This window comes from Chryseobacterium sp. ISL-6 (genome assembly GCF_018613715.1).
GTDB classification, from domain to species: domain Bacteria; phylum Bacteroidota; class Bacteroidia; order Flavobacteriales; family Weeksellaceae; genus Chryseobacterium; species Chryseobacterium paludis.
Genome location: NZ_JAGGPT010000006.1, coordinates 752,322 through 775,821 on the forward strand (window position 1 = coordinate 752,322; position 23,500 = coordinate 775,821).

The following is a 23,500-nucleotide window of genomic DNA, read 5'->3' on the forward strand; positions in this document are numbered from 1 at the left end:
TTATGACATTAGAGGCTCAGTAATCAAAGTTAATAATCCAGCCTTAGTGGAAAATTATTCGGATACGAAGTGAAGTATACCAATCCTGTTGGTACTTCATCAAAGTATAATGGAACTATTAATGAAATAGACTGGAAAACGGCAGGCGATAATGTTTTAAAAAGATATACCTATACCTATGATGGGTTGAATAGACTGAAAAAAGGCGCCTATTCTGAACCAAATGCTTCTGTTCCTGAGAATAACCTGTTTAACGAATCTGTGGGATATGATATAAACGGGAATATTACTTCTCTTCAGAGAAATGGGAAAAATTCTTTAGGTGCCACAGGACTGATTGATAACTTGACCTATCAATATACAGGGAATAAACTCAATTCTGTAACTGATGCTACTGGTGACTATGCAGGGTATCCTGACACCTCAGGGAATCCAATTACTTATGATGACAATGGGAACATGAAAGATCAGGTGGATAAAGGTATTCTTCGGATTGATTACAATGTTCTCAGCCTGCCTGATAATGTGGTGTTTGATAAAACCTATAGTCCCAGAGTGATAACAGAAGATGTAGAGATCAACGTAAATACCAAATATCTATACAGAGCAGATGGAACAAAGCTCAGAAAAACGTATACATTTGGTCTGGGTAGAACGAACTTAGAAACCAAAACGATAACTGAATATCTAAACGGATTCCAATATGAGGCCAGAGACACAGGTACAGCATTCAGCCAGGTTCTTAAGTTTGTGCCTACAGCTGAAGGGTACTACAATTTTGAAAATAATAAGTATATTTACAACTATACAGATCATTTAGGAAATGTAAGGCTGAGTTATGCTAAAAGCTCAACAGGAAGCGCAGAGGTCATTGAAGAGAGTAATTATTATCCTTTTGGATTAAAGCACACTATCAGCTTAAATGGAAACCTTGCCTACAATTATGGTTACAACGGCAAAGACCTGCAAAAGGAAACAGGATGGAGTGATTATGGGGCCAGAATGTATATGTCTGACATCGGAAGATGGGGGGTAATAGATCCATTAGCGGAGACCAGCAGAAGATTTTCACCTTATAATTATGTTGTAAATAATCCTATCAGCTTTATTGATCCAGATGGAAGAAAATTTGCAATGCCTTATGAGCAAGGTGATATGGCATCCCAGGATCCAAACTCTGGATGGTGGATGGGAATGACAGGAGAGAGAACCCATATTTCGCCATTTAAAAATTATGGTGGTGGTGATGTATATGATCAGAAGCCTGCTACTTTTGGAGAAACACAGGAATTTAGGGATATAATGGCTTATCTTGCGCAACCAGATTATTTTGCTGGAATCAATTTTGAACAATTTGGAAATGGTGACCCAACACCTAAAAGAAAATATCTCAAAAATGAAAGCAGTTTTAATATCTGGGGTATTGAAACAAAAAAAATACAATATCAACTAGATAATGTAAATATGAATTTAGAATTTAAACAAATAACTAAACAAATAAAAGAACTTACAAGTAAAGTAGACAAGGTGATGGACTGGACGCCAGGAATAGGTGGAATTAAAGGTGCTTATGATTTTATTAAGGAAGGCGTTAAAGTTCTGAATCCTCAATCACTTACATTTGTGTTGGGAGCTACAACAATTTTACTTGAGAATGCAAATGCTGAAAACTTTTTGGAAATGTATGAAGATGTTCGAAGCAATTACACTGATATCCATGCTGCATTCCCAGCCAATCAGAAAGGAATAACTGTAAATCTGGATATGGTTGTAGGTCCTCAAAATCATATCTGGTCGAGATATAGTTTTTATGATATAAGTACACATCGATATTTAGGAGGAAGAACTTTTGAATAAATTAAAATATGAAACTTAAAATAACTGTATTAGTGTTAACTATTCTTATATTCTTTATTAGAATATTTTACAAAGAATCAACAAATTTGCTTGATAATAATTTTAATCATTTTTTTGGAGTAAATTTAGACAGGATTGTGATATATATTTATCAGATGTTTGTATTTCTTTTTATTACATCTGTAAAGAAAATTAATATAATAATAGTTTTAACTTTACTATTAATCAATCTCTTTTTAATTATTTGCTATACAATTCCTCTTAGCGATTAGGGTAATATATCAAAGTTATTGATAATAGTTTTCAAAAACTTAAAGCACTGATTTTCGAACCTCATGCTAACGCATGCTATAACAAAAAACAAATAAAAAGATTAAAATTTAAGATGCAAGCTTATAATTATTTACGAACGGAGTATTGCGGCTTATTACAGGGAATGCTCGGCTTATAATTTACACTTTACATTATTTATAATCAGGAGGGAATGTTTTCCGTCCTGTTTTTTCATTATAATATTTAAGGTGTATGTAGTTGATTATAAAGGAATGTATTGATGAGCTGGAAATTGAGGTGTATAAATTTTTGGAAGACAGTATTGTTGTATGTTCGTCAATACTCCACCAAAATCATGGGATAAGGGATTGTGTCAAAACAGGGGGTGAAAGCCGTCTGTGGTTGTTTATTTTGGCCTATACGGAAGAATATTTATCCATCGAGGGAATGGGTTTCGCTAAACTCCGAAAAATAGCTTTGGATACCCTGATTTGGTGTTTGGGATCAATGATCTGTCGCTATGGCGGGTTGATGACCCCAAAATGAAGGAACGTACAGGAGCTTGGAATTGGAGCAGGTACAGCACGCACATGTGGGATATTAATTATATTTGGCCTGGCTGTAATAGCATTCGCTACCACACATGGCAGCCAAGGGTGTACAGTTTGCCCCGAAATGGAGTGACCACAGGTTCTTCCCCAGTTTTGGTGGTAAAAAGAATGCGAAAAACAGTTTGTGGTGAGGTTACAACATTCTGTATACTAAATGAATAGCTCCGGATCTCATCGACTAATAATTCTTCTTTTTTCGAGTGATGATGATTTATCCTATTATAATCTTTGTTTTCGGCAGAGCTGGTACTCTAGGCAGCATTCAAACCAGAAATTTTACTAATCTTAACGCATTCAATTTATTGTAACCGCTGACCTAAGTGCGGGGATCACCCCCCGCACTCGGCTTCAAAACCGGACGTGCCACTTTCATGGCATCCGGCTCCTCGACTATTTGGTGCTTGTCAATCACACCTCTCCCGTGAATTTTGTGGTGACAATGTGTGTGAAGTAAGACGAGATTTATTATTGCATTATTGTTGTGATTCTTATCTTTATGGTGATTTTCGATTTGGTCATCACTTTTAAAGAATAATTTACAGTGCCCGCATTTTCCTTTTTGGCGTTTAAGTAGTTCTGCGGTTCTTTTGCTAATTGTTGCGTAGCGGCCTAACCTTGTCGCCCAGTAAATGAAGTCGCCATCATACGGACTTCTTGTCCCTTTGACCTTAACATAGTTCCTGAATGTCCACTCATAATGCTTTCTGAGTACCTGCCCTTGTATGGTTTTGAACGTCCATTTATCCTTTCCGTGGGTACGGAAGTATTTGGTTTTTATCCATTTCCGTCCCTTTTTGGGATGTCTGTATAACGCCCATTTCCATAATTTACGGAAGGTTACTGTACTCATTTTGCTGAATGCGGCACTGGATGCGGAGTATTGGTAATAGTTTGCCCATCCGCTGATGATCGGGTTCAGCGTTTTGATCAACGCTTCCTGTTTCACCGGCCGCATTTTCCTTATGGTAGTTTTTAGCTTCAGAGAGTGCCTTTTCAAGGCATCCCCACTTGGCTTGATCATCAAGGTGTATCCTTTTTTATTATTTGTTTTTGGATATTGACGGATATTAAAGCCCAGAAAGTTGAAGCCCGGATCTGTTCCTTCATGCTGGCTTAACGTGTGACATAACCTCGTTTTCGAAGGTTTCAATTCCAATCCTACGTTACCTAACCACTGTGCTATGTATGCTTTCGCTTTCAGCACAATATCACCGCTTTTGTGGATCACAATGAAGTCATCGGCATATCGGATGATGGATATGGTATCCTGCCATTTTCCGGTTATCCCTTTCCTGTGCAGTTTGCAATAGTCCATCAGATCACGCCTTAAGTATTGCCTGGTGTCCTCTTCCATTCCATGCAACGCGATATTGGCAAGCAAAGGTGAAATTCCTGATCCTTGCGGTGTGCCGCTTTCATTGGATTTCGGAGGAAACCCCTTGTCCACAATACCCGCTTTAAGCCATGATTTAATGATTCTGGTAATTTTTGGGCAGGCATCTACTTTCTTCAATAATTGCTGGTGGTTGATGTTGTCAAAACATCCGGCTATATCAGCATCCAAGACGTAAGCCTGTTTTCTGAAGGCTGCGCCATATATAGCCCTGATCGCATCGTGGCATGATCTGCCCGGACGGAACCCATAGCTATCAGGCTCGAACCTTGCTTCCCATTCTGGCTCTAAGGCCATCTTGAGTAGTGTCTGTTCCGCTCTTGTCGATATTGTGGGAATACCGAGTGGCCGTTTTTCACTTTTACCGGGTTTGTCTATCCAGACTCTCCTGATTGGTGTGGCCTTTTCGTTGAGCTTTAAGTTATTAGACAGTTTGTTTCGCTGTATAGGTGTAAGCGATGCAACACCATCTACTCCGGGCGTGTTTTTGCCCTTGTTGTCCTGTGTCACTTTTCTAACGGCTAGCAACTTAGCTTGTTTTGAGGCTAATAATAGTCTTTGCAGGTGTCTTACTCCCTTTTTATTGTCGTTTAAAGAGGCTCGATAAATTCGTTTTTGCAGCTTAAAAACAGCCCGTTCGGTTATATTCCAATCGATCTCTGACCATTCACATTCATACCTTAACTTTTCAGTTTGGTTCATAACTTCTTTACTGCTACCTGCAACTTTATCTTCCAAATAATCGTGTTTCCGTCAGCTTATCCCAAACATTACTTTGGGCGTTTGCTTCTGAAACAATCCCAACCCATACTCATCGCATGCGGCTGACTGCCTGCTCAAAGTTTTACCCTTGAGAGCGGGTATGGTGGTTACTCCGTTCCGTATTCCTGTTTTGCGTTGAACTTAGATTCCTGCTGTTCACCGGGAATTGACTGGTATCAACCTGAACTTTGATAGTTTCAGATTAGTCTGGTATTCCGCACCTTTTGGTGATAGCGTAATCAGTCCCTTTCGCTATTTCGCCATTACGATGATTCAGACACAGGTTTCTCTCGTAATCTTATTCAACTTTGCTCGATGGGGTTCCAGACCGGACTTCTGGTTACCACCTTTTAACCCATGCTCGCACAAATATGATCGTCAGGCCATACTCATGTGGGTTATGCTTTCATCCCGATACCTGGGAGATTGGAATCACACCAATACAGAATTACAGTTAAACGCATCAAGCGTTCTACACATTCCTGCTATCTCAGCAGTTCCGGTGTAAACGGATCGCAGACCAAAATTGGGGAAGAACCACATTCATCATAATACATAGTAGATGCAAAATTGGCTTTGAAGTTACTCTTCTTTTATCTATGATCTATGTGAGTTAAACTTTTTGCTCTATGCATAATTCTCGCTTATGAGAATTAAACTTGTTTTTCTTAATTAAATGAATTACATTGACTTTTTATTTAGTTTCTCTCTAGACTAAACAACGTGCTCATGAGTGTCTTCTTACTGTCTTTGATCGACAAGAGTATTGGCGGAGCGATGATTAAGTTATCACAGCTTCCTTTACGGTTTTTGCTATTAAGCTATAACCATCAAGAAATACTAGCAGGATTAGTTGAAAAAATTTTAAAGACCTATATCAGGTTTTTCCAGTGCGTGCAGATTATTCCCAGTGAATATAATTATTCCCAAAACGGCATTGTAAAAATGTTTGACCTTTTGAATATTAACAGTGATAATTTAGACCATATTGAAAGAAAGCTTATTAATCTGATCGAGACTCCTATCACTAATTTTGCGATACCCGTTAATATTCACTTATATCAATCCGGGCAGCTTTTTTGGTACACGGGAATAGGAGTTTTAGAGAGCACTGGCCATTCAGCTGCTTTTTTTCTTCATAGGTTCTCTATCAGTACAGCATCCATAGACTATAGTCCTAGCAGTTTACACTACTTGGATAATATACTTAATAGTGATAATCTCATAAGGTCAGTATCCCCTCGAAAAGTTGCTGCTGATTACGGAAAGAACTATAACCACTTTCAAAGGGATTGTAAAGAATATTTTGGCGATACTTTCCATCAAATGCATAATAAAATGAAGATGCTAGCTGTGCTAGCTGACATTATGTTCACCGATTACAGTTTTAAGGAAGTGGCATATAGGAATGATTTTTTTAATTATAATAGTATGTATATCCTATTTTGCAGAAAGTACAAATTTCCGATAGACTCCATTCCCAGATTACTGACTGAATTTTAGTCGAAATCAATCCATTTACAGACTTTGGGACTATTATCAATATTTAGAGTATTATTATCAATGCTTTTTATACTTTTTGACATGTTTTTAATACTATTTTCAATATTTCCTATTTTTTAATTGGAGAGCTTTAGGTTGGTAAACAAACAAAGCTCCATGACTAAACTTCTTCAAATATTACCAGTTATTTTTTCCTATTTCTTTGTATTGCTGTTCTGCTATGCAGGTATAAGTAAAATACTGGATTTTGAGAATTTTCAGGTACAGTTAGGGCAGTCTCCTTTGTTAAGTGCGTATGCAGGTTTGTTGTCATATGCCGTGATTGTTACCGAGCTCTTGATTGTATTGATGCTTTGTATTAAAGACACCAGATTAATAGGACTTTATCTTTCACTTGGGATCATGGTGAGTTTTACAGTGTATATTTATCTTATACTAAATTACAGTGATTTTGTTCCCTGCTCCTGTGGAGGAGTTTTAGAAAAGCTGGGTTGGACTGAACATTTGATTTTTAATATGGTCTTCATCTTTTTCGCATTTACTGGAATTTATATTTTAGACCAACCCAGAGAAAAGAAGGTATATAAAACTATTATCAAAACCGTATCAATAAGTATTGTTTCTGCAGCTGTAGTCATTGGATTATTTTTATCATCTGAAAATGTAATTAAGAAAGAAAACAACTTTACACGTCGTTTTTTATTACATCCGGTAATTGAAGACAAAACATTGAAGCTTGACAACAAGAATTATTATTTTGCTGGTAGCGATGATGGTAATATTTACTTGGGAAGCAAAATCCTACCACAAACTATCACCAATGTAGATACCCAACTGACCCAGGTGGGAAAATTCAAAATCATACCTGATAATCTAACCCATACCTATCGTAATATACGGGTGCAGGTTAAAGCTCCATATTATTACTTTTATGATGGTACTGTACCTGTCATATTCCGTGGGAAGATTGGTGATTCTTCTGCCAGAACAATTAGTTTTGGGGATGCCTATTTTTCTCAGATTGTTATACAGGATTCTTTACGCTTTGCACTGAGAACGCAGAGTAAGGAAAAATTGGAATTTGTTCTCGCAAGTCTGAATCTTGCTGAGGTTCCAAAGGTAAAACTTTTACCAACTGTTCTTGAGAAACAATTGGATGGGGTTTTTGATGTTGATGGCAGGCTTATTTCTAGCAGCAATTCTCCACTCATGATCTATACCTATACCTACCGGAATCAGTTTATTGTGATGAACGATAGTCTCGCAGTTCAAAGACGGCTTAATACTATTGATACAACAAAAACTGCGAATATCAAAACGACTGCACTTTCCGATGGTAAACATAAAATGGAAGCACCGCCGATGAAGGTTAACAGGCTCTCTGCAGCAAATAGAAATCTTTTATTTAACCAATCTGATCTGATGGGTAAACTTGAATCCAAAGAAGCCTGGAGGAAGGCAAAAGTGATAGATGTTTACCGTACTGATAGGCAGGAATATATTGGAAGCTTTTATATCTACAATAAAGAAGGCAGTAGCATTTCAGACCTAATGGCAACTGATAAATATCTATATGTGCTGCGAGGAAATGAACTGATTCGATATCAGTTGACTAAACCAATCCTCAAACAATATTAATAACAGGGAAAGCTGAAAACCTGAAATAGAGTAGGCGCTAATCTTAAATAACTTTATTATGAGAAAGTTTTTTTTACCTGCTGTTATTGTACTGATCGGTGCAGGAACAGCATTTGCTGGCCACTTAGCAAAAAACAAATCAAAAGCGATTGTGGCAGGGTATCGCGTTGTGAGTTTAGGCGGAGGACAATTTAGCTGTGAGAATGCTGAAAAAGATTGTAGTGACGTTGATTCCGGACCGATTTGTACATGGTCGGACGGTGTTACTTCTTTGAAGCAGTTTGACACACCGACGATGTGTGGAGAAACGCTACACGAAATCGAACCGTAGTAAAAAAAGGATGCCAACGGCATCCTTTTTTGTTAGTTAATCCAGGGAGCCTTCTTTTTTGATTTTAAGTAATAATCCCACCATTCCAGAGTTTTGATGTTTAAATCTCTGCTTTCATCAGTTCCTTTTCCAAGGTCATGCCCTTTCTGATTATATAATAAAACTATCACAAGCTTACAGTTCCGTAAAAGCCCCATGTAAAATTCCATTGTCTGGTCTGGGGGAACATTTTCATCTTTTAGCCCGGCCCAGAGTAACATCGGGGAACTGACTTTCTCCACATTATTGATTGGGTTGTTCCTGTAATATTTTTCTTTGCTCTCTGAAAATGGAGTGCCCATTTCAAACTGCCCGATTTCAAAACGGGAATAGTCAGCAATGTTAAAATGATTGTTATATGAAAAATAGAATTTGACGATATCGCTTACTGAAGAACCGGAGACATACGCTGCAAAGCGGTTAGAATGTGCAGCAATGAAATTGGTTTCGTAACCGCCCAAAGAATGTCCTGTCAAGCCGATTTTGTTTTTGTCAATGCCGAGGTTGGTACTTGTGGCATCCAAACCTGAATGAATACAATCGAGCGCGGAAATCCCCGTTCCCCTTTCGTCAAAGATTATATCCGGCAGGAATACAAAATATCCTCGTTCCAGAAGAATACGGAGGTTAAATCCATCTTCATCAAAATCTGGAATTGGATATACGCCGGAAGATTCGCTCTGTTTTTGATAGATCCTTACCACCATTGGGTATTTCTTTCTGGGATCAAAATGCACAGGATAATAGAGTATTCCTTTCAGTGGGGTGCCGACAGAATTGGTGTAAGAAAGTATATCCTGTTTTAAAAGTGATACTGTTTTATCAGTAATGCCTGAGGAAAATAATTCCTTCTTTGTGTTACTTATTAAATCATACATGAATAGCTTGGGAGCTTTATTGAAGTTTTCTTCAATACTAAATATCTTTTTTGCTTCAGCATCATATTTGACCTCTTTTATCCTGTTATCGGTAGATGGAACCAGGGTTTTGGAGTTTCCTTTTTGCCAACTGATATAGGATGAACGATTATTTTTTTTATCGCGGACTCTTATTAGCAACGGTTTTTGCAGATCCACGGTATTAATTTCAAATCTGGAATTGAGGAGACGGTATGTATTTTCTGTATTTATATTGATGATTTTAGTTTCACTTCCTATGGCAATAGCCAGAGGTTTTGGTTTTTTAGTATTTAAATCCATTCGCCAAAGATCATTATCATTGCCAAAGAAGACCTGTCTGCTGTCTTTACTAAAAGCCGGAGTTTGGAGGCCTTTCTGGATATCAGTAATTGAAGATGCATTAATATCATACATTTTCCATGCTTTATATCTTTCATCGTAGCCCATTATGTATCTGCCATCTGCACTTCCAATAATATGAAATGTGTTGGAGAAAATCATCTTGGAAGAGCTGGACTGGGTATCAAACAGGTACATGTTATATAAAGGTGTACTGCTTACATAATTGAACTCCTCTGTAACATTAAAGGCTAAAAGATAACGATCGTTATTGATCGGTGCATAGGAAGAGAACTGATCCTGCGGAAGTTTGATTGTCATGTTGGCGTCAGTTTTCCACAGGTAATATTGATGTTTCTGTGTTCCGGTTTTCTTAAATCGTAAACTTTTGTCATTGCCATACCAAATATCTAGCATTTTGTTTTCCGTTGGACGGATTCTTTTATCAAAGTCAATCAGATATGCTTCCCCATTTTTTATATTGGTGACAGTAATAAGGTCAGCTTCAACTGTAGAAAGATCCGTAGGGTGTAGTACCACGCTGGTTGCCGTATTGATAAAGGTGACTTTTAATCTGCAAGAATCGATGTTTGAGCTCGTATTAGATTTCTCCGCTTGCGGAATCACAGTTTTTTCCTTCTCTGTAATAACCAAATGTTTGCCAGAAGGTATTAAATCCATTCTTGTAACTTCGTTATTAGTGGCATAAAGGATAGTGAACTGATTATTTGACCAGGTCAGAATTTCATATTTTGATCCTGTCTTCTTAGTTAAGTACAGTTTCGATTTTTTATCTGTAATATAGTTCTGAACTTCTGAAACAAATTGAAGCCTAATCCCTTTTATATTATAGATAGCCAAGTTCTCATTTTGATCGAGAATGACATATAAGTTAATTTCATCTAATCCTTCCGCTCGTCTCACATTGTGGTAAACTTCTTTTCTGTTATTTTTAAAATCATGAAACTCCCCCCTGCCGTTTTCTGAAACCAGCAAATGACCATCCTTGAAGAATGTTTTCTGCCCATTCAATTTGATTAGGGTCGTTGCTGGAAGATTATATTTTTGAGTATCAAATACAAGTACTGTGTCATTATTGTTTTTATAGGACTTGTTAACAGCTACAAAGCGGCTGTCTTTAGAAACCGTCAGGTTGCCGATCATGTGGAATGCCGACATCCAGCTTTGTAGGGTGTCAGCAGTTTTGGTTTTCTGCCCAAACAACAAATGAGACTCTGCTAATAGGATAAATAACAGTAAGCAGCCCTTGATCTTAGTAGCCATTGTTCTGCGGATTTAAATTGGGGTTGAGCAGCAGTTCTTTTTGGGGCAGTGGCCAAAATTTGTGGTAATCTTTCCAGTTCTGTTTAACGGGGAAAAGAGTGTTCAGTTTATTGAATCGTTTTAAATCAAGGAACCGATGTCCCATTTCTGTAAAAAATTCCTTTCTGTTCTCCAATAATATCTCATTTAATAATGTTTCTTTTGAAAATGGCAGAATTAAGAGAGCAAGGCCTGCACGTTGTCTGGTGGCGTTTAAAAATGGTAAAGCTTCAGGTATTTTATTCTGCTGTGCAAGCGCTTCCGCTAATAATAAGTATACTTCTTCCAAGCGAAATACAATAGAATATTCCGTGGTGTTGTTGGTACGGTTCTTATACTTCTCCGCACGACACCAAGTGGTACCATTAAACGATACTGCTGCCGTCCAGTTCAGCTTTCGCAGGTCGGCCGGATTAAAAGCTGTAACCAGATTTTGTGAAAGTGCAAAATTGGAAGGAGCAGCATTGATAAAATAATAGGCTGCCGCCTCTTTAGTAGCATCCCCTGAGTTTTTTGGTTTCAGCTGCCATAATATATGAGTCCCTGACTTATTAAATACTTTGGTGATGTTAGTTTCAAATTGGTATAAGGGGCTTTGCTTGATCTCTTTTAGTAAATTTTCTGCTTCACTCCATTTGTTTTGTAACATATAAACTTTAGCGAGCATTAACTGAGCAACTTTTCTATTGGGAAAAATACGCTCTGTGTTGCGGTATTCATCCACAAGCAGGCTAATGGATTGTCCCAGATCACTTTCCAATTTTGTTAAAACCTCACTAGAAGCAATTTTAGCAAGTGATTGATTGACCTGATAGTTGGTGGTATCAGGATAGGGTATATCCCCGAAAATTTGTTGTAAATAATAATACAAGATTGATCTTACAAGAAGGGCCTCAGCCTTTATTCTGTTCTTTTCGGTGGTGGGTAATGTAGTTGATTTCTCCGCTCCTTCTATAATGGCATTGGCAATATAGATTTTTTGATAAGCACTAGACCAGTAAGAATAAACTGTTGGGTTTGAATCGGCCTGTGTATTGTTATAAAGTTCAAGAATGCCCGTTGTGGATGCCGAGGCATAATAATCCAGATCATCTGAATATGTTCCAAGTAATTTGCCTGTTTGATCTCCGGCTAATGGGGAATTATCCCAAGAAGCTGCATATAATCCTGCCAATGCGGCATTGGCAGTCTGCACGTCCTCAAATACTTGTACTGAGGTAATTTGGTTATCTGGCGTATCCACTTCAATCATTTTTTCGCATGAAGTGCATATTTGAAGTATAAATAAGACAAATATGATATAGGTAATTTTGTATGTTTCCATTTTAAAATTGATTAAAGGTTAAACTGTGCACCAAAAGCATATGTTCGAAGCGGGGGAAGGAAGCCCATTGAAGCGAACTCAGGGTCAAGACCAAAATATTTTGTCCATGTTATGAGATTTTGTCCCTGAAAATAAACTTTCACCTCCCTGAAGACACTATTTCTGATCGGAATCCGATATTCGATCTGTAGATTTTTAAGGCGGATAAAAGAGGCATCGGAAACTGACACATCACTGTTTTGAAAAAGTGAATGTGAGGGGTTAACTGTTGATTTGTAGGGCATATACAATCCATTGGGATTTTGGGCTGACCATACGTTTAGGGCTTCGACAGGCAAATTAGTCATCAGGCCTGGTGATGGCAGTATATAGTTATAATTCCTGCTTCTTTGTTTTACGAACTGGAAAAGAAAAGATACATCCCAGTTTTTATATTTTAGATTATTATACCATCCGCCAAAATAATCCATGCCTATGTTTTCAATTGTCTGGCGGTCATCCGCTGTGATTTTCCCATCACCATTAAAGTCCTTAAAATTGTATTGACCTGTTTGTGGATTGATCCCTTCCAGTTGATAAAGCTTAATAATTGAGGTGGGCTGTCCTATTACGTAACTATTTGCGTAGGTTGAGCCTTCCAGACCTGTGAAAGAAAGTAGTTTATTTCGCGGGAAGCTTATGTTTATTCCGGTTTCCCATTGAAACCTCTGTGATTTAAAAGGGTGACCGCTGATCTCCAGTTCCCATCCCGTGTTTTGTACCGTAGCATCGAGATTGGCCAATACTGAGGTAAAACCTGTAATAGCGGGTAATTGATAGCCCACCAATTGGTTCGAAGAGCGGTTCTGATACCATGCTGTAGTAAGATTGATGCGGTTTTTGAAAAGTCCCAATTCCAAAGCGGCTTCAAGCTTGGTTGTTTTTTCCCAACTATAATCTGGGTTATAGAGACGGGAAGGGGCTAGTCCGGTAACGCCATTGTAAATAAAAGTTGATACGGTATAGGTATCAAGATACTGATAATCCCCAATGTTATCACTTCCCGCAGTACCATAACTTCCTCTAAGCTTTCCAAAGCTGAGCCATTTTGCCTTTTCGAAAAAATTTTCTTTCGAGAACAGCCATGCTCCACCAATTGCGGCAAAGTTTGCAAACTTTTTATTTGGACCGAAACGACTGCTACCGTCCCTACGCCCTGTGATGTTTAGGATAAATCTTTTTTCAAACTGATAATTTAATCTTCCAAAAACCGCTGCGTATCTATATTCTGTTCTGATCTGGTCGTTGATTGTTTTGGTTTGGGCAGCTGCTATATTTTGGATAAACACATTACTTTCAAAACCAGTACCCTTCATTGAGCCCTGACTGTTAACTTCATTCTGAAAAGATCCTCCCACAAGCACGTCAAGCTCATGATTCCCTTTTAAATAACGCCAATTCACTTGGGGCTCTACAATAAATGAAAAACGGTTCTGGTTATATTTATAAGCCTGAGAAAGAGCAGCAGTTGCCCCTGTGGATGGATTCATTGTCGTATGTGGACGAAGAGACCATTCTTCAAAAGCCTGATAGTTAATTCCAGTATTTAGTTTGAGTCTGATATCCTTAGATACCCTGAATTGCGCATTGAGATTGTTTAAAAACTGAATATTTTTATTAGAATAGGTTGCTTCATAGGCTGCTATGGGATTATCAAATGTATTGTTCTCCCAGTTTAAGCTTCCATCTTCATTATAAAGTGTGGGTGCATTTGGTGCCAGCAAAAATGAATTTCTGGTAATATCCGAATTTATCATATTGTTTTCCTGTATTGAAAACATGTTTGATATGTTTAACTGCAACCTATCACCCTTAGAGCGATGGGTAATATTGTTTGAAATATTGTTGGTTTTGTACTTAAAGTTTTTTCCGAAAACTGTTGTCTGTTCATTGTGGGCAAGACTCAATAAAAAAGTAGTGGTGTCGCTTCCCCCGCTTAGTGAAAGCGTGGAGTTAGATGAGGTTGCTGTGTTTCCTATGAGTGTCTTGGCCCAATCTGTATCACGGCTTTGGTCCCAAGTACCATTCAGGTCATAAGCGGTGGCAGGATAAACATTAATGCCACTATTGGCAAAAGCTTGTTTTCTCATATTGAGGTATTGCGTGGCATCCATCATTTCAAGGTTTGACATTGACTGGCTTAAACTATAGGTTGTATTAAAGCTTAATCTTAGCACTCCTGATTTTCCTTTCTTGGTCGTTACAAGGACAACACCATTTGCACCACGCGAGCCATAGATTGCGGTGGCATCAGCATCTTTGAGTACCTCTATGCTTTCGATGTCACTAGGGCTAATGCTATTCAATGGATTGATACTTCCATTTGGGATAGCTGTTGATGAATAAAGAGAAGAAATTTCAGTTCCAAAAGGAACCCCATCAACTACATATAGCGGTTGACTTCCATCTATTCCACTGTTAGAAATCGTCCTTAAACTGTTTCTTCCACGTATTTGCACCTGATACCCGCCACCTGGAACACCTCCATTTTGGATAATACTTACCCCTGCCATACGCCCCTGCACGGTAGAAAGTACATTGTTTACAGGCTGGTTCTCTATTTCTTTTGCTGTCACCTTAGCAATACTTCCGGTGCGTTCTTTATCCTTTACCGAGTAGTATCCGGCATTCAGCGTAATTTCTTCGATTTTGGTTTCCCTGTTAAAAAGATCAATAGTATCTTTCCTTTGCTGTGTGGCCATCAAGGGAATACTTTCCTCAGTATCCGAAACAGATACTTTGCGTATTTTCTGCCGGATAATAATGGTATTATTATAGATTATAGCCTCAAAGGGTAAGCCCTTTAGTATTTTACTGGTACAATCCAGCACACTTTCATCAGTACATTTTACCCCCTGAATCTTATATTTTTCTAATTGATCAGTAGAATAAGCAAAGGATTTGATCTTGTTTTCTGTAATGAAACGTTCAACCGCTTCTGTGGCAGGGATTTGTCCCGCCGAATAATTGACCTTTATTTTAGAAAGATCTTGTTGCTGCCCTTTGAAGAGACTTATCCCCAAAATAAGGAATAGGGCAGCCGTGCAAATATTTTTCATATTTTTGCATTGTATTAAAATTAGTAACTCAGTGAAGATTTTGTTATTATTTTGGTACATGACCGACGGTGGGACCCGTCGGTCTTTTTGTACCTCACTTACCTTATCTATCAGGTATCATGGCTGGAGTCATGAGACACCATAGCCTACTTTTCCAGTTCAAATGTTGAATCATTGTTTTGTTTTATATTTAGATTGCTTTGTATTGCCAGTGTTTGAATAAATGCAACAGCCTTAGCGTCAGGTACTGTGATTGTAATTTTTATGTTTTCAAGTTCTGAGGGGTATTGTACCTTGATCCCATATGTTTTCTCAATAATCTTTACTGCATCATTTATGGGGCATTTATTGAAGATGAGTGTCGCCGTTTTGTCCTTAGTGGCTGGAATCCTTTCCTCATTTGTTTTAGTAACAGAAGCCACATTTGGTGATCCATAATTGCTAAATGTCTGTTGAGGTTTCAATACAATGGGTTCTTTGGAATGCCCTTTTTTATAAACCAGTACTTTTCCCTCAAACAGATCAACCTTGAAAGTCTGGCCACTCTGGGTAACCTTAAAAACAGTTCCAAGCACCTTTGTTTCATATCCCTTTCCATGAACAATAAATGGGTGTTTTTTAGATTTTGTAACATTGAAAACCGCATCCCCTTCAAGGAAAACATCTCTTGTTTCAGTAGGAAATGATTTTTCAACGGTCAGCTTAGCTCCTTGTGAAAGGATTACAACTGAACCATCGGCTAGTTTAATTTCAAAATTTTGTGATCCGGCTAGGTAAACATCAGGTTTGAAAATGGTGTTATATCCAAGAATACTACCTACAGATAAAAAAATAACAAGTATTGCAGCTTTAAAATAGAATTTTTTAATCTGTTTCCTACGCTCATGGATAGCTATGTCTCTTTTGAGATTTTCCCACATCCTTGAATCTTTTTCAGGAGTGAAATCGGGAAGGGGCTTATTGTTATCGTCCATAATAAAGAGGCCTTTATTATATAATATGCAGAAACGTAAAAAACCACACCCCCTACTGTGTTAATTTTATCTATTTTTAACGGTATTTAACTATTTTTAATAGTTTTGTGCTGTTTCTTCAGAAAAAGCATAGCTTTTGATATTTGGTTTTCTACAGCACTTTTAGAGATATTAAACTGCTTGGCAATTTGATCTTGGGTAACCCCGTCAAATTTGTTCATCATAAAGATTTCTTTACGTGCTGGAGGTAATAATTTGAGACTTTCCTCAATGGCATCAAGTTGTTGTTCCCGAGTTTCTTTTTCCAGCAGTTCTTTAAAAGAGTTATCGGCATATTCGATATCCTTTACACTACAGAATGGCTGCTTTTTAGACTTTCTATAAAATTGAGCTACGTTTTGTTTGATTGTGTGAAATATAATATGCTCTAAGTTCTCATTACTGAGCTGATCACGATACTCCCAAAGATGTATAAATACATTCTGCATAACGTCTAATACATCATCCTCATTTTGAATTGCACGACTGATGTACTGAAATACAGGAATCTTGTATCGGTTATAGAACTCATTGTAAAAGCCCCATTCTATATTAATATGTTTTAAGAAGAACGTCACGGGAGGGATTATTAATAGTTCAAATTTATGTATTTTTTCAATACGAAATCAGCTGAGTTTCTCTGACACGCAAGAATATTTATGACTTTATATGTTCTTCAAGCCGGATAATGTCATGTTTAAGGGATAGAAACATTTATAGTATTAAAGTAAAATACTAATTATATTAGCGATTTTAAAGTTGAAATGTAAAGTGAGTAAAATTGTATATACGACATAATTAAATGCATACCATTGTGTTAACTTTAATTTACTAAGTACTATTTTCGTACAAATTCTATAAATGTCCAGAACTACATCTGCTGAATCTACAACAATCAGATTAACGACTTTCCTAAGAGAAAACCTAACCCTATTGCTAATTGTTCCAACTCTACTGGGAGGCTTTGAGCAATTCGCCATACTCTGCTTTAAGTCCTTTACCCTCCTTCTTTATTATTCTCCCACGCAAGTACCTGTCGACGGTATTTCAATATTGGTCAAAGTACCCATATTTCTGGTTGCTGTTTTTACTAAGGTGCAGTTCGATGAGGCCAGGAACAATATAAAAGCAAAATGGGGTACGCTTGTATTTTTCTCAACATTTATCATTATGGTCATTGCTCTGATATGCTTATTATTTGTAAAAGAAGAATATAAACTACTTGGTAGGGTCTGCTATCTGACAATCGCAAATATCCTGGTACTTTGGGGGCTTCTGAAGCAAAAAAGATTTTTACAGACTTTTAATAAAAAGGCCTCATTTGTGACCGCTCTCTCTATTGTATTTTCTATGTTTTTCAACATTTTTACGAAGCCAGATTACAGTGAAATCAGCAATATTAACAAACTAACAGTTAAAATACGGATAACATACCCAAAGGCAAAATTGCTTTACTGTAATGATAAGTATTTATTTTTCGAGCGAGATTCCACTCAGTTTAGCAATATAGATAGATATGAAATTGTACCTCTAGAACATCTTTTTTTAGAGCATTATGATCCAAAAACTACACAATAATCAATAAGAACGAATAAATAAAGTTAAGCGGTCCAATTTACATACTAACTTACCTATATGTACAGGATGTCATAATAATCTTCCTGAATTTGCCCTTGCTTAGATGACAACGGCAGTTTTTGTGATCTATTTATTAAAGTAATAATTTCATTATAAAGACAATTTTTTTTAACTTTAATTTCATATTGATTGTTAATCATGAATGCCCCACCCATAGTCAACGAAAAAGAATTACTGCTTCGGCTTCGACAGGGGGATTATGTTGCTTTCGAAAAAATTTACTCCATTCATAAAGAAAAAATAGCAGGCCGTATTTTCAGGCTCCTCAAATCGTGGGATCTGGTAGAAGACGTCTTACAGGAACTTTTTATACGCCTTTGGAAAAACAAGGAATTGATTGATACTGAAAAACCCATTGATGCCTATCTTTTCCGCATTACTACAAATCTGGTTAATGATTATTTCCGGGGAATTTCTAAAGATAAAAAATTAGCCGACGAATTATGGTACAGGATATCAGAACTGTACAATCCATTTGATGAGGTTTCTCAAACCAAAGCAGATCAGGAGCTTTTTCGCTCTATAGACAGGCTTCCTGAGCAACGAAAAAAAGTTTTCATGCTTTGCAAGATGGAAAGGAAAAGCTACGCTGAAGTGAGCAAACTTCTAAAAATTTCGGAAGCTGCGGTTAATGATCATATCACTAAAGCAAACAGATTCTTAAAAGATAATTATGATAAAGCTATCCCTTTTGCGGTAATGTTGTTCTGTAGTCATCTAATTGGATTGTGATTAACTTAACAGACATATCTTAAGCTTGGACTCCCCACTTTTATAACATTGATCAAAGCATTAAATAAAAGGAGCCCTTTTTATAAGAGCCCCTGGCCGATACTTATAGTGTAGAAATGGAAATTTCCTACTCAAATTTAATATAAGGTTGTTTTAAGATCTTATGATTCAAATCATAAAATCATGTTTTTTCTTGCAATATTCAACAGCGCTGATATTTTTTTCCTTCTTAATCTTAGGGCTGCTCCTCTCTGTCCAGTTTGTTTTTAAATTGTATATTTAAATTAACAGAAAACGATCTGAGGAATATTTTCTGCAAATACAACAGGATTCCTGTTGATTTCTATACCAATAGGAAATACGATGACCGATAGGTGTGTCATGAACTTCACAGGGAGAATGAATATTTTATAAAAAAGGTTCTTTCCCTGATCGGTGTCTGGCTAACTGATAATAGATTTGAATTTAAATTGATCTGTGTATAGGTATGCTGGTCTAAAAGGTTCGTAGCATGCAATTCAAAAAAACTCGTCCACTTTTTGGGTCTGTACCTGATATTTGAGTCCAGAAAAAAATTATTGATCGGCTGATGGCTATACTGATGGTATGATACAGAATTATAAGCCAAAATATATGAAAGCCTATCAGTTATACTATGCCGCCAATCAGCCTGAAGCTCACCCAACCTGTTTGTATTTCTTATTACTGCCGCGCCTATGGCCTCCTGTTTATTTATGAAATTTCCGAATTTCACTGAAATTGAAAGTTTCGCCCCGGTGAAGATATGCTTTCTCATTGTTGCTGAATAGCTGATGTTGTAATTAACGAAAGGCGAAAGTCCACCATTGTAAAAACCTGTACCTTTTTGAACACTTATATTGGTGCATGCTGAGAAGGATGTCGCCAAAGCGTATACATATTTTGAAATGTTCCCATTTAATGAATATTGATCAGCGCTATTTTCATACATCACGGCTGATGATCTTGTGAGACCGCCGTCAACCGTGTATGCACTGATAAAATTCGCCTTTGATCTGCTGTAGGTTACGTTAAGGTTGAAAAATAGCATATTCAGCGGTTTCCGGTAGGAATACCTGGTAGCGAAAGAGCTAATAGCTGTTTTTGGAAGTGGGGTATCATTGTAGTTAAACTGCCTATAGTTGACCAGGACAGTTCCGGGATAAATATCGGTTATCTGACCGAATTCGGTCTGTCCTGAATACTTTAGCTCCAGTTCACTGTATCTGCCTATTGTTTTTCGTACTTCAATTACAGGGTTGGGTACAAAAAAAGGGCTCTTATCGGGACCTATCCTGCCACTGCGCGTGAAGGTAATATAATGGAGAGAAGGCATAGATGCTATGCTTATCGATCCCTTCTTAACAACATAAGCTAGTGAACTATTACCATATAACTTCAAGTGATCAAATACCAGGGCATTTCTGAAGCTATCCCCAACTAAATATGCTGTAGTGCTGTCAGATGTTTTGTACAGGCCGCTGTTTAAACTGTTACTTTCGAGCTCTGCTCCAAGCGCAGTAGAAAGGATAAAAAACTTGAATTTTCGCTTATATGATCCCGCAAGGTTTACAAAGAGGTTTTTGGTGGAAACCTGTTGATCGAGCATCCGGTAAGCCAGGCCTTCATTAACTATTTCGGGCTGAATACCCGGTGAAATGATGAGGTTTTCATGTGAGGTATAGCGCTGTATTATAGTACCGTACTGAATGACCTGGTTTACACCTACGGCTTTAATGATCACCGTTTCATTACTTAATGAAAGAAAGCCCGTAGGCTGGAACTGTCGCAAAACCTGTTCATTCTGTGTAAGGTTACCGTTTCTGTTCCATTTGGGAAGATCTATTGAGGTGACGGATCTGAGGTATACCGAACTGCTGTTCCTCTCTAGCTGGGCCTGCATTTGCCAGTGATGCAGCCTGAAAAGATTATCCTGTAGTTCGCTATAGCGGACCGTGTCGTTATCTGTAAGGAAATAATAAATGTTGTTATTGTAGACATACTTGTGTTTTAACCCAAATCTCGAAACATTGACTCTTAAGGCCCAGTCACCCCGAAATTTAAATAAACTGTTGCTGTTCGCCGCATTGTCATTGTTCATCAAGTAATATTTCTCGGCGATACCGGGTTGCGCCGCAGTCTGTATCGATAATAGTGGTTGGGGACGTTTCACCTGTGCTCCATAATCAGCGGAAACAGCCCCGAGGTTTGCATTTTCATTTTCCAGGTTTTCACCGATATTGTTAGCTTTCAGGTTATTGATGCTCTTAAATTTCTTTCTAAAAATCAGATTGTTCATCCCGGCCGTGTATGCATTGTTGCCGGCTCCGGCATGGCCCGTAGTTGTTGTAACCGTTCCTGCACTGTCACTGAGTTTAAGGTTCAGGGAAAAGCTGTTTGAAAGTACATATCCGTTCAGCGCTTTGACTGGCTGATCTCTTTCGATTACCTCTACCTGTTCCACAGCCTTGACGGGTACGTTATCGGTGGCGAGCCTGTACCTCCCTTCTACAAGGTTGTCCCCATCTATATAGACATTCGTAATCCCCTTTCCATTATAACTGATGGCACCTTTGTCATCAACCTGTATACCGGGCAACCTACCAAGCAGGTCTGCGATTACCCTGTCACTTTTGTCTACGAAAGATTTTACGTTGTACTTTAGGGTATCGCTAGACAGGACGATGTCCCTTTTCGACTTTATGGCAACCTCTTTTAACTGGCGAACTGATTTTGCCAGTATAATCAGATAAGGCTTATTGTTGCTGGATATGACCGGAACTACAGATTGTCGATATCCCAGTGCCGAAATTTTAATGGACAGCTCTCCGGCAGGTTGGAATTGGCACGTGAAGGTTCCCCGATCATCTGTTTTTTCAAAAACAATTCCGATGCCGTTACTCCTTATAATGCTCACTGTTGCTCCCATAATTGGGTTTCCGACACTATCCTTAACCTCTCCTCTGACGGATACAATATCCTGTGCAGGTAACCTTGCCGTTAAAAATAGCAGGATAAGCAACACGAATGGCTTTATGCTATGCACATCCTTACTTTTTTACCTGATCAAGTTCAAGCGGATAATTTATCCTCACCTTCCTTTGCAGTTTTGTCTGTATCCCCTGGTCAACTTCTACTTTTTCCACAACTGCCTCTCCGCCACTGAATTCGCCTATATCAAGCCCCTGCATAAATGCGTTTTCCATCCGTTCATAGTCCCTGTAGGTGGTCGTAATCACGTCTTTTGGCAAATCCAGGATCTGATTGCCAGAAGCTTTCACATCCAACATTACTTTCGTACACGTAAATTTTATCATCTGCCGATCGTCATATGCTTCCAGGATCAGCCCAGGGAGCCCGTGCAGTTTCCAGGGTCCAAAACCTGCGGATATGTCGGTTGTAAACCATGCAGTATACTCACGGCCTTTGCACATACCCCTGGCCATCTGGCACGGATAACCAAGAATTGTCTTTGTTTCTTGCATAACTTTCCAATTCGTTTGTTCCAAATCCTCTTTAATCAGATAATTTTGATTGTCAAAATTCTTGTTAATGTACTGCATATGTTTTGATTGCAGCGTATAGATCTGATCAGTCGTTACCGGCGTAAAAATGCCCATGTCCGTGTGGGAACTTCCGGATCTTTCCGAAGCTTCGATCTTTGCAAGAAAAACCGAATCCTGGATATGCTTGGTAAAGCTTGAATAGGCACTCTTACCGGCATCAAAGACCAGCTGGAAATCCTCTTCGTGGATGATACCTTTGTTAAGCGTATCCCGGATATGGAAAAAATGGTATGACGCGATCCCGTACGGCGGATCGTCCGCACTGGTGCTGCCCCAGCAGAAAGAGACAAAAATGCAGGAAAAGACTGCACTGATGAAGATTCTAGTAAAATAATTCATAATTTTTCATAACTGATGAAATAGACCACCCCCTTTTCTTTTATTGATTTAACCCGTTGAGGTCATTCTACAAGCAGCCGCTGCCGCCTGCTGTGATATAAAAATAATAATTATAGGCAGTGTTGTACATATGCGCTCCATTGGTGTAACCATCAGGTGCGGATACCCATACCCTCACTATGTGTCCACATGCGTCGGTGAAATCACATGAGCGTTGGATGCGGAACAGCCCACTTTCCTTATTGCTGCTTTGATTTACTGTGGTACTGGCCTTTAACTTTTCCAGGCCTAATTTTACTTCCACTTTCGTTACGACAGGTCGACTTTTTCCCAGATCTGGGGTGTTTGCAAATACACTGGTTCCCAGAACCAGACATATTGCTGCGATAAATAAACTTTTCATAGTCCTTGTGTTTTTAAATAATCTGATAAATATTAACATAAACAGAAACTAGGGGTGGCCATCTCAATGTTTAAATTAAAAACAAAACTATAAACTAATTCACAAATATGAGAATTAAATAAAAAATATATCTGCTTTCCTGGCATATGAAAATTTACATCAGCAGTTCAAAGAAACCCGCTGTTTAGCTGATTATGTGAGCTTGATTGAGAAGGTCCTTACAAAGAAAAATAATGATACACCAGGAAGGTATTGTTTGGTAGCACACTAAAAGATGTAAACCGCATTTTTTATTTTTTTCTTATTATGCAACTATTGGTTTTGCAGCTTTCTGCGTAATACTATCAAAAAGCTGCCTATGGAAAACTTCCGGTTTATACAACCTTCATTTATAGACAAGA

18 protein-coding genes are annotated in these 23,500 nt (G+C 38.1%); 9 read left to right on the plus strand and 9 right to left on the minus strand.

What is annotated here, in order from left to right; genetic code table 11:
* Positions 1-69: 69 nt before the first annotated feature.
* From J7E44_RS14240 to J7E44_RS14250, 3 genes are all read left to right on the plus strand, one after another.
* Positions 70-1,857: an RHS repeat domain-containing protein gene (locus tag J7E44_RS14240; RefSeq protein WP_353050491.1), complete on the plus strand. Its 1,788-nt coding sequence runs from the start codon at positions 70-72 to the stop codon at positions 1,855-1,857.
* Positions 1,858-2,388: 531 nt separating this feature from the next.
* A complete protein-coding gene (locus J7E44_RS14245) occupies positions 2,389-2,676 on the plus strand; it encodes a hypothetical protein (RefSeq protein ID WP_214831010.1) in 288 nt (95 codons plus the stop codon).
* Entirely contained in the window at positions 2,673-2,903 is a 231-nt protein-coding gene (locus tag J7E44_RS14250) for a hypothetical protein (protein WP_214831013.1), read from the plus strand. The genes J7E44_RS14245 and J7E44_RS14250 overlap by 4 nt, the downstream gene beginning before the upstream one ends.
* A gap of 154 nt (positions 2,904-3,057) precedes the next feature.
* Here the strand turns inward: J7E44_RS14250 and ltrA are convergent, their stop codons facing one another.
* Entirely contained in the window at positions 3,058-4,872 is a 1,815-nt protein-coding gene (ltrA, locus tag J7E44_RS14255; RefSeq protein ID WP_214831014.1) for a group II intron reverse transcriptase/maturase, read from the minus strand.
* Positions 4,873-5,062: 190 nt separating this feature from the next.
* On the opposite strand from ltrA, the gene J7E44_RS14260 reads away from it, so the two are divergent.
* The 4 genes from J7E44_RS14260 to J7E44_RS14275 all read left to right on the plus strand — a co-directional run bounded on the left by J7E44_RS14260 (position 5,063) and on the right by J7E44_RS14275 (position 8,368).
* Positions 5,063-5,404, plus strand: coding sequence for a hypothetical protein (locus tag J7E44_RS14260; protein WP_214831023.1), 342 nt, complete (start codon positions 5,063-5,065; stop codon positions 5,402-5,404).
* 221 nt (positions 5,405-5,625) lie between these two features.
* Positions 5,626-6,399 carry a helix-turn-helix domain-containing protein gene (locus J7E44_RS14265; protein WP_214831025.1) on the plus strand — a complete coding sequence of 258 codons (774 nt, stop codon included), beginning with the start codon at positions 5,626-5,628 and terminating at the stop codon, positions 6,397-6,399.
* A gap of 156 nt (positions 6,400-6,555) precedes the next feature.
* Positions 6,556-8,037 (plus strand): DoxX family protein, encoded by a 1,482-nt coding sequence (locus J7E44_RS14270; RefSeq protein WP_251040581.1) that lies wholly within the window; start codon positions 6,556-6,558, stop codon positions 8,035-8,037.
* Between the two features lie 58 nt (positions 8,038-8,095).
* The gene (locus J7E44_RS14275; protein ID WP_214831027.1) at positions 8,096-8,368 is read left to right on the plus strand and encodes a DUF6520 family protein; all 273 of its coding nucleotides are present in this window, start codon (positions 8,096-8,098) and stop codon (positions 8,366-8,368) included.
* Between the two features lie 32 nt (positions 8,369-8,400).
* On the opposite strand, the gene J7E44_RS14280 is transcribed toward J7E44_RS14275, so the two are convergent.
* The 5 genes from J7E44_RS14280 to J7E44_RS14300 all read right to left on the minus strand — a co-directional run bounded on the left by J7E44_RS14280 (position 8,401) and on the right by J7E44_RS14300 (position 16,981).
* On the minus strand, positions 8,401-10,929 hold the full coding sequence (locus J7E44_RS14280; RefSeq protein ID WP_214831035.1) for a S9 family peptidase: 2,529 nt from the start codon (positions 10,927-10,929) through the stop codon (positions 8,401-8,403).
* Complete coding sequence (locus J7E44_RS14285; RefSeq protein WP_214831042.1) at positions 10,919-12,292, minus strand: RagB/SusD family nutrient uptake outer membrane protein; 1,374 nt, start codon at positions 12,290-12,292, stop codon at positions 10,919-10,921. The genes J7E44_RS14280 and J7E44_RS14285 overlap by 11 nt, the downstream gene beginning before the upstream one ends.
* Before the next feature lie 11 nt (positions 12,293-12,303).
* Complete coding sequence (locus tag J7E44_RS14290; protein WP_214831045.1) at positions 12,304-15,390, minus strand: SusC/RagA family TonB-linked outer membrane protein; 3,087 nt, start codon at positions 15,388-15,390, stop codon at positions 12,304-12,306.
* A 146-nt stretch (positions 15,391-15,536) separates the two neighbouring features.
* Positions 15,537-16,364, minus strand: a complete 828-nt coding sequence (locus tag J7E44_RS14295; protein ID WP_214831047.1) for a FecR family protein — start codon at positions 16,362-16,364, stop codon at positions 15,537-15,539.
* 86 nt (positions 16,365-16,450) lie between these two features.
* Entirely contained in the window at positions 16,451-16,981 is a 531-nt protein-coding gene (locus J7E44_RS14300; RefSeq protein WP_214831049.1) for an RNA polymerase sigma factor, read from the minus strand.
* A gap of 283 nt (positions 16,982-17,264) precedes the next feature.
* Between J7E44_RS14300 and J7E44_RS14305 the strand changes: the two genes are divergently transcribed.
* Entirely contained in the window at positions 17,265-17,981 is a 717-nt protein-coding gene (locus J7E44_RS14305) for a hypothetical protein (RefSeq protein WP_214831051.1), read from the plus strand.
* Positions 17,982-18,179: 198 nt separating this feature from the next.
* Complete coding sequence (locus J7E44_RS14310; protein WP_214831065.1) at positions 18,180-18,773, plus strand: RNA polymerase sigma factor; 594 nt, start codon at positions 18,180-18,182, stop codon at positions 18,771-18,773.
* A 388-nt stretch (positions 18,774-19,161) separates the two neighbouring features.
* Here the strand turns inward: J7E44_RS14310 and J7E44_RS14315 are convergent, their stop codons facing one another.
* From J7E44_RS14315 to J7E44_RS14325, 3 genes are all read right to left on the minus strand, one after another.
* Entirely contained in the window at positions 19,162-21,837 is a 2,676-nt protein-coding gene (locus J7E44_RS14315; RefSeq protein ID WP_214831066.1) for a TonB-dependent receptor, read from the minus strand.
* Between the two features lie 4 nt (positions 21,838-21,841).
* Complete coding sequence (locus J7E44_RS14320) at positions 21,842-22,696, minus strand: GLPGLI family protein (RefSeq protein ID WP_214831067.1); 855 nt, start codon at positions 22,694-22,696, stop codon at positions 21,842-21,844.
* A 67-nt stretch (positions 22,697-22,763) separates the two neighbouring features.
* Positions 22,764-23,099, minus strand: coding sequence for a hypothetical protein (locus J7E44_RS14325; RefSeq protein WP_214831068.1), 336 nt, complete (start codon positions 23,097-23,099; stop codon positions 22,764-22,766).
* Between the last annotated feature and the right edge of the window lie 401 nt (positions 23,100-23,500).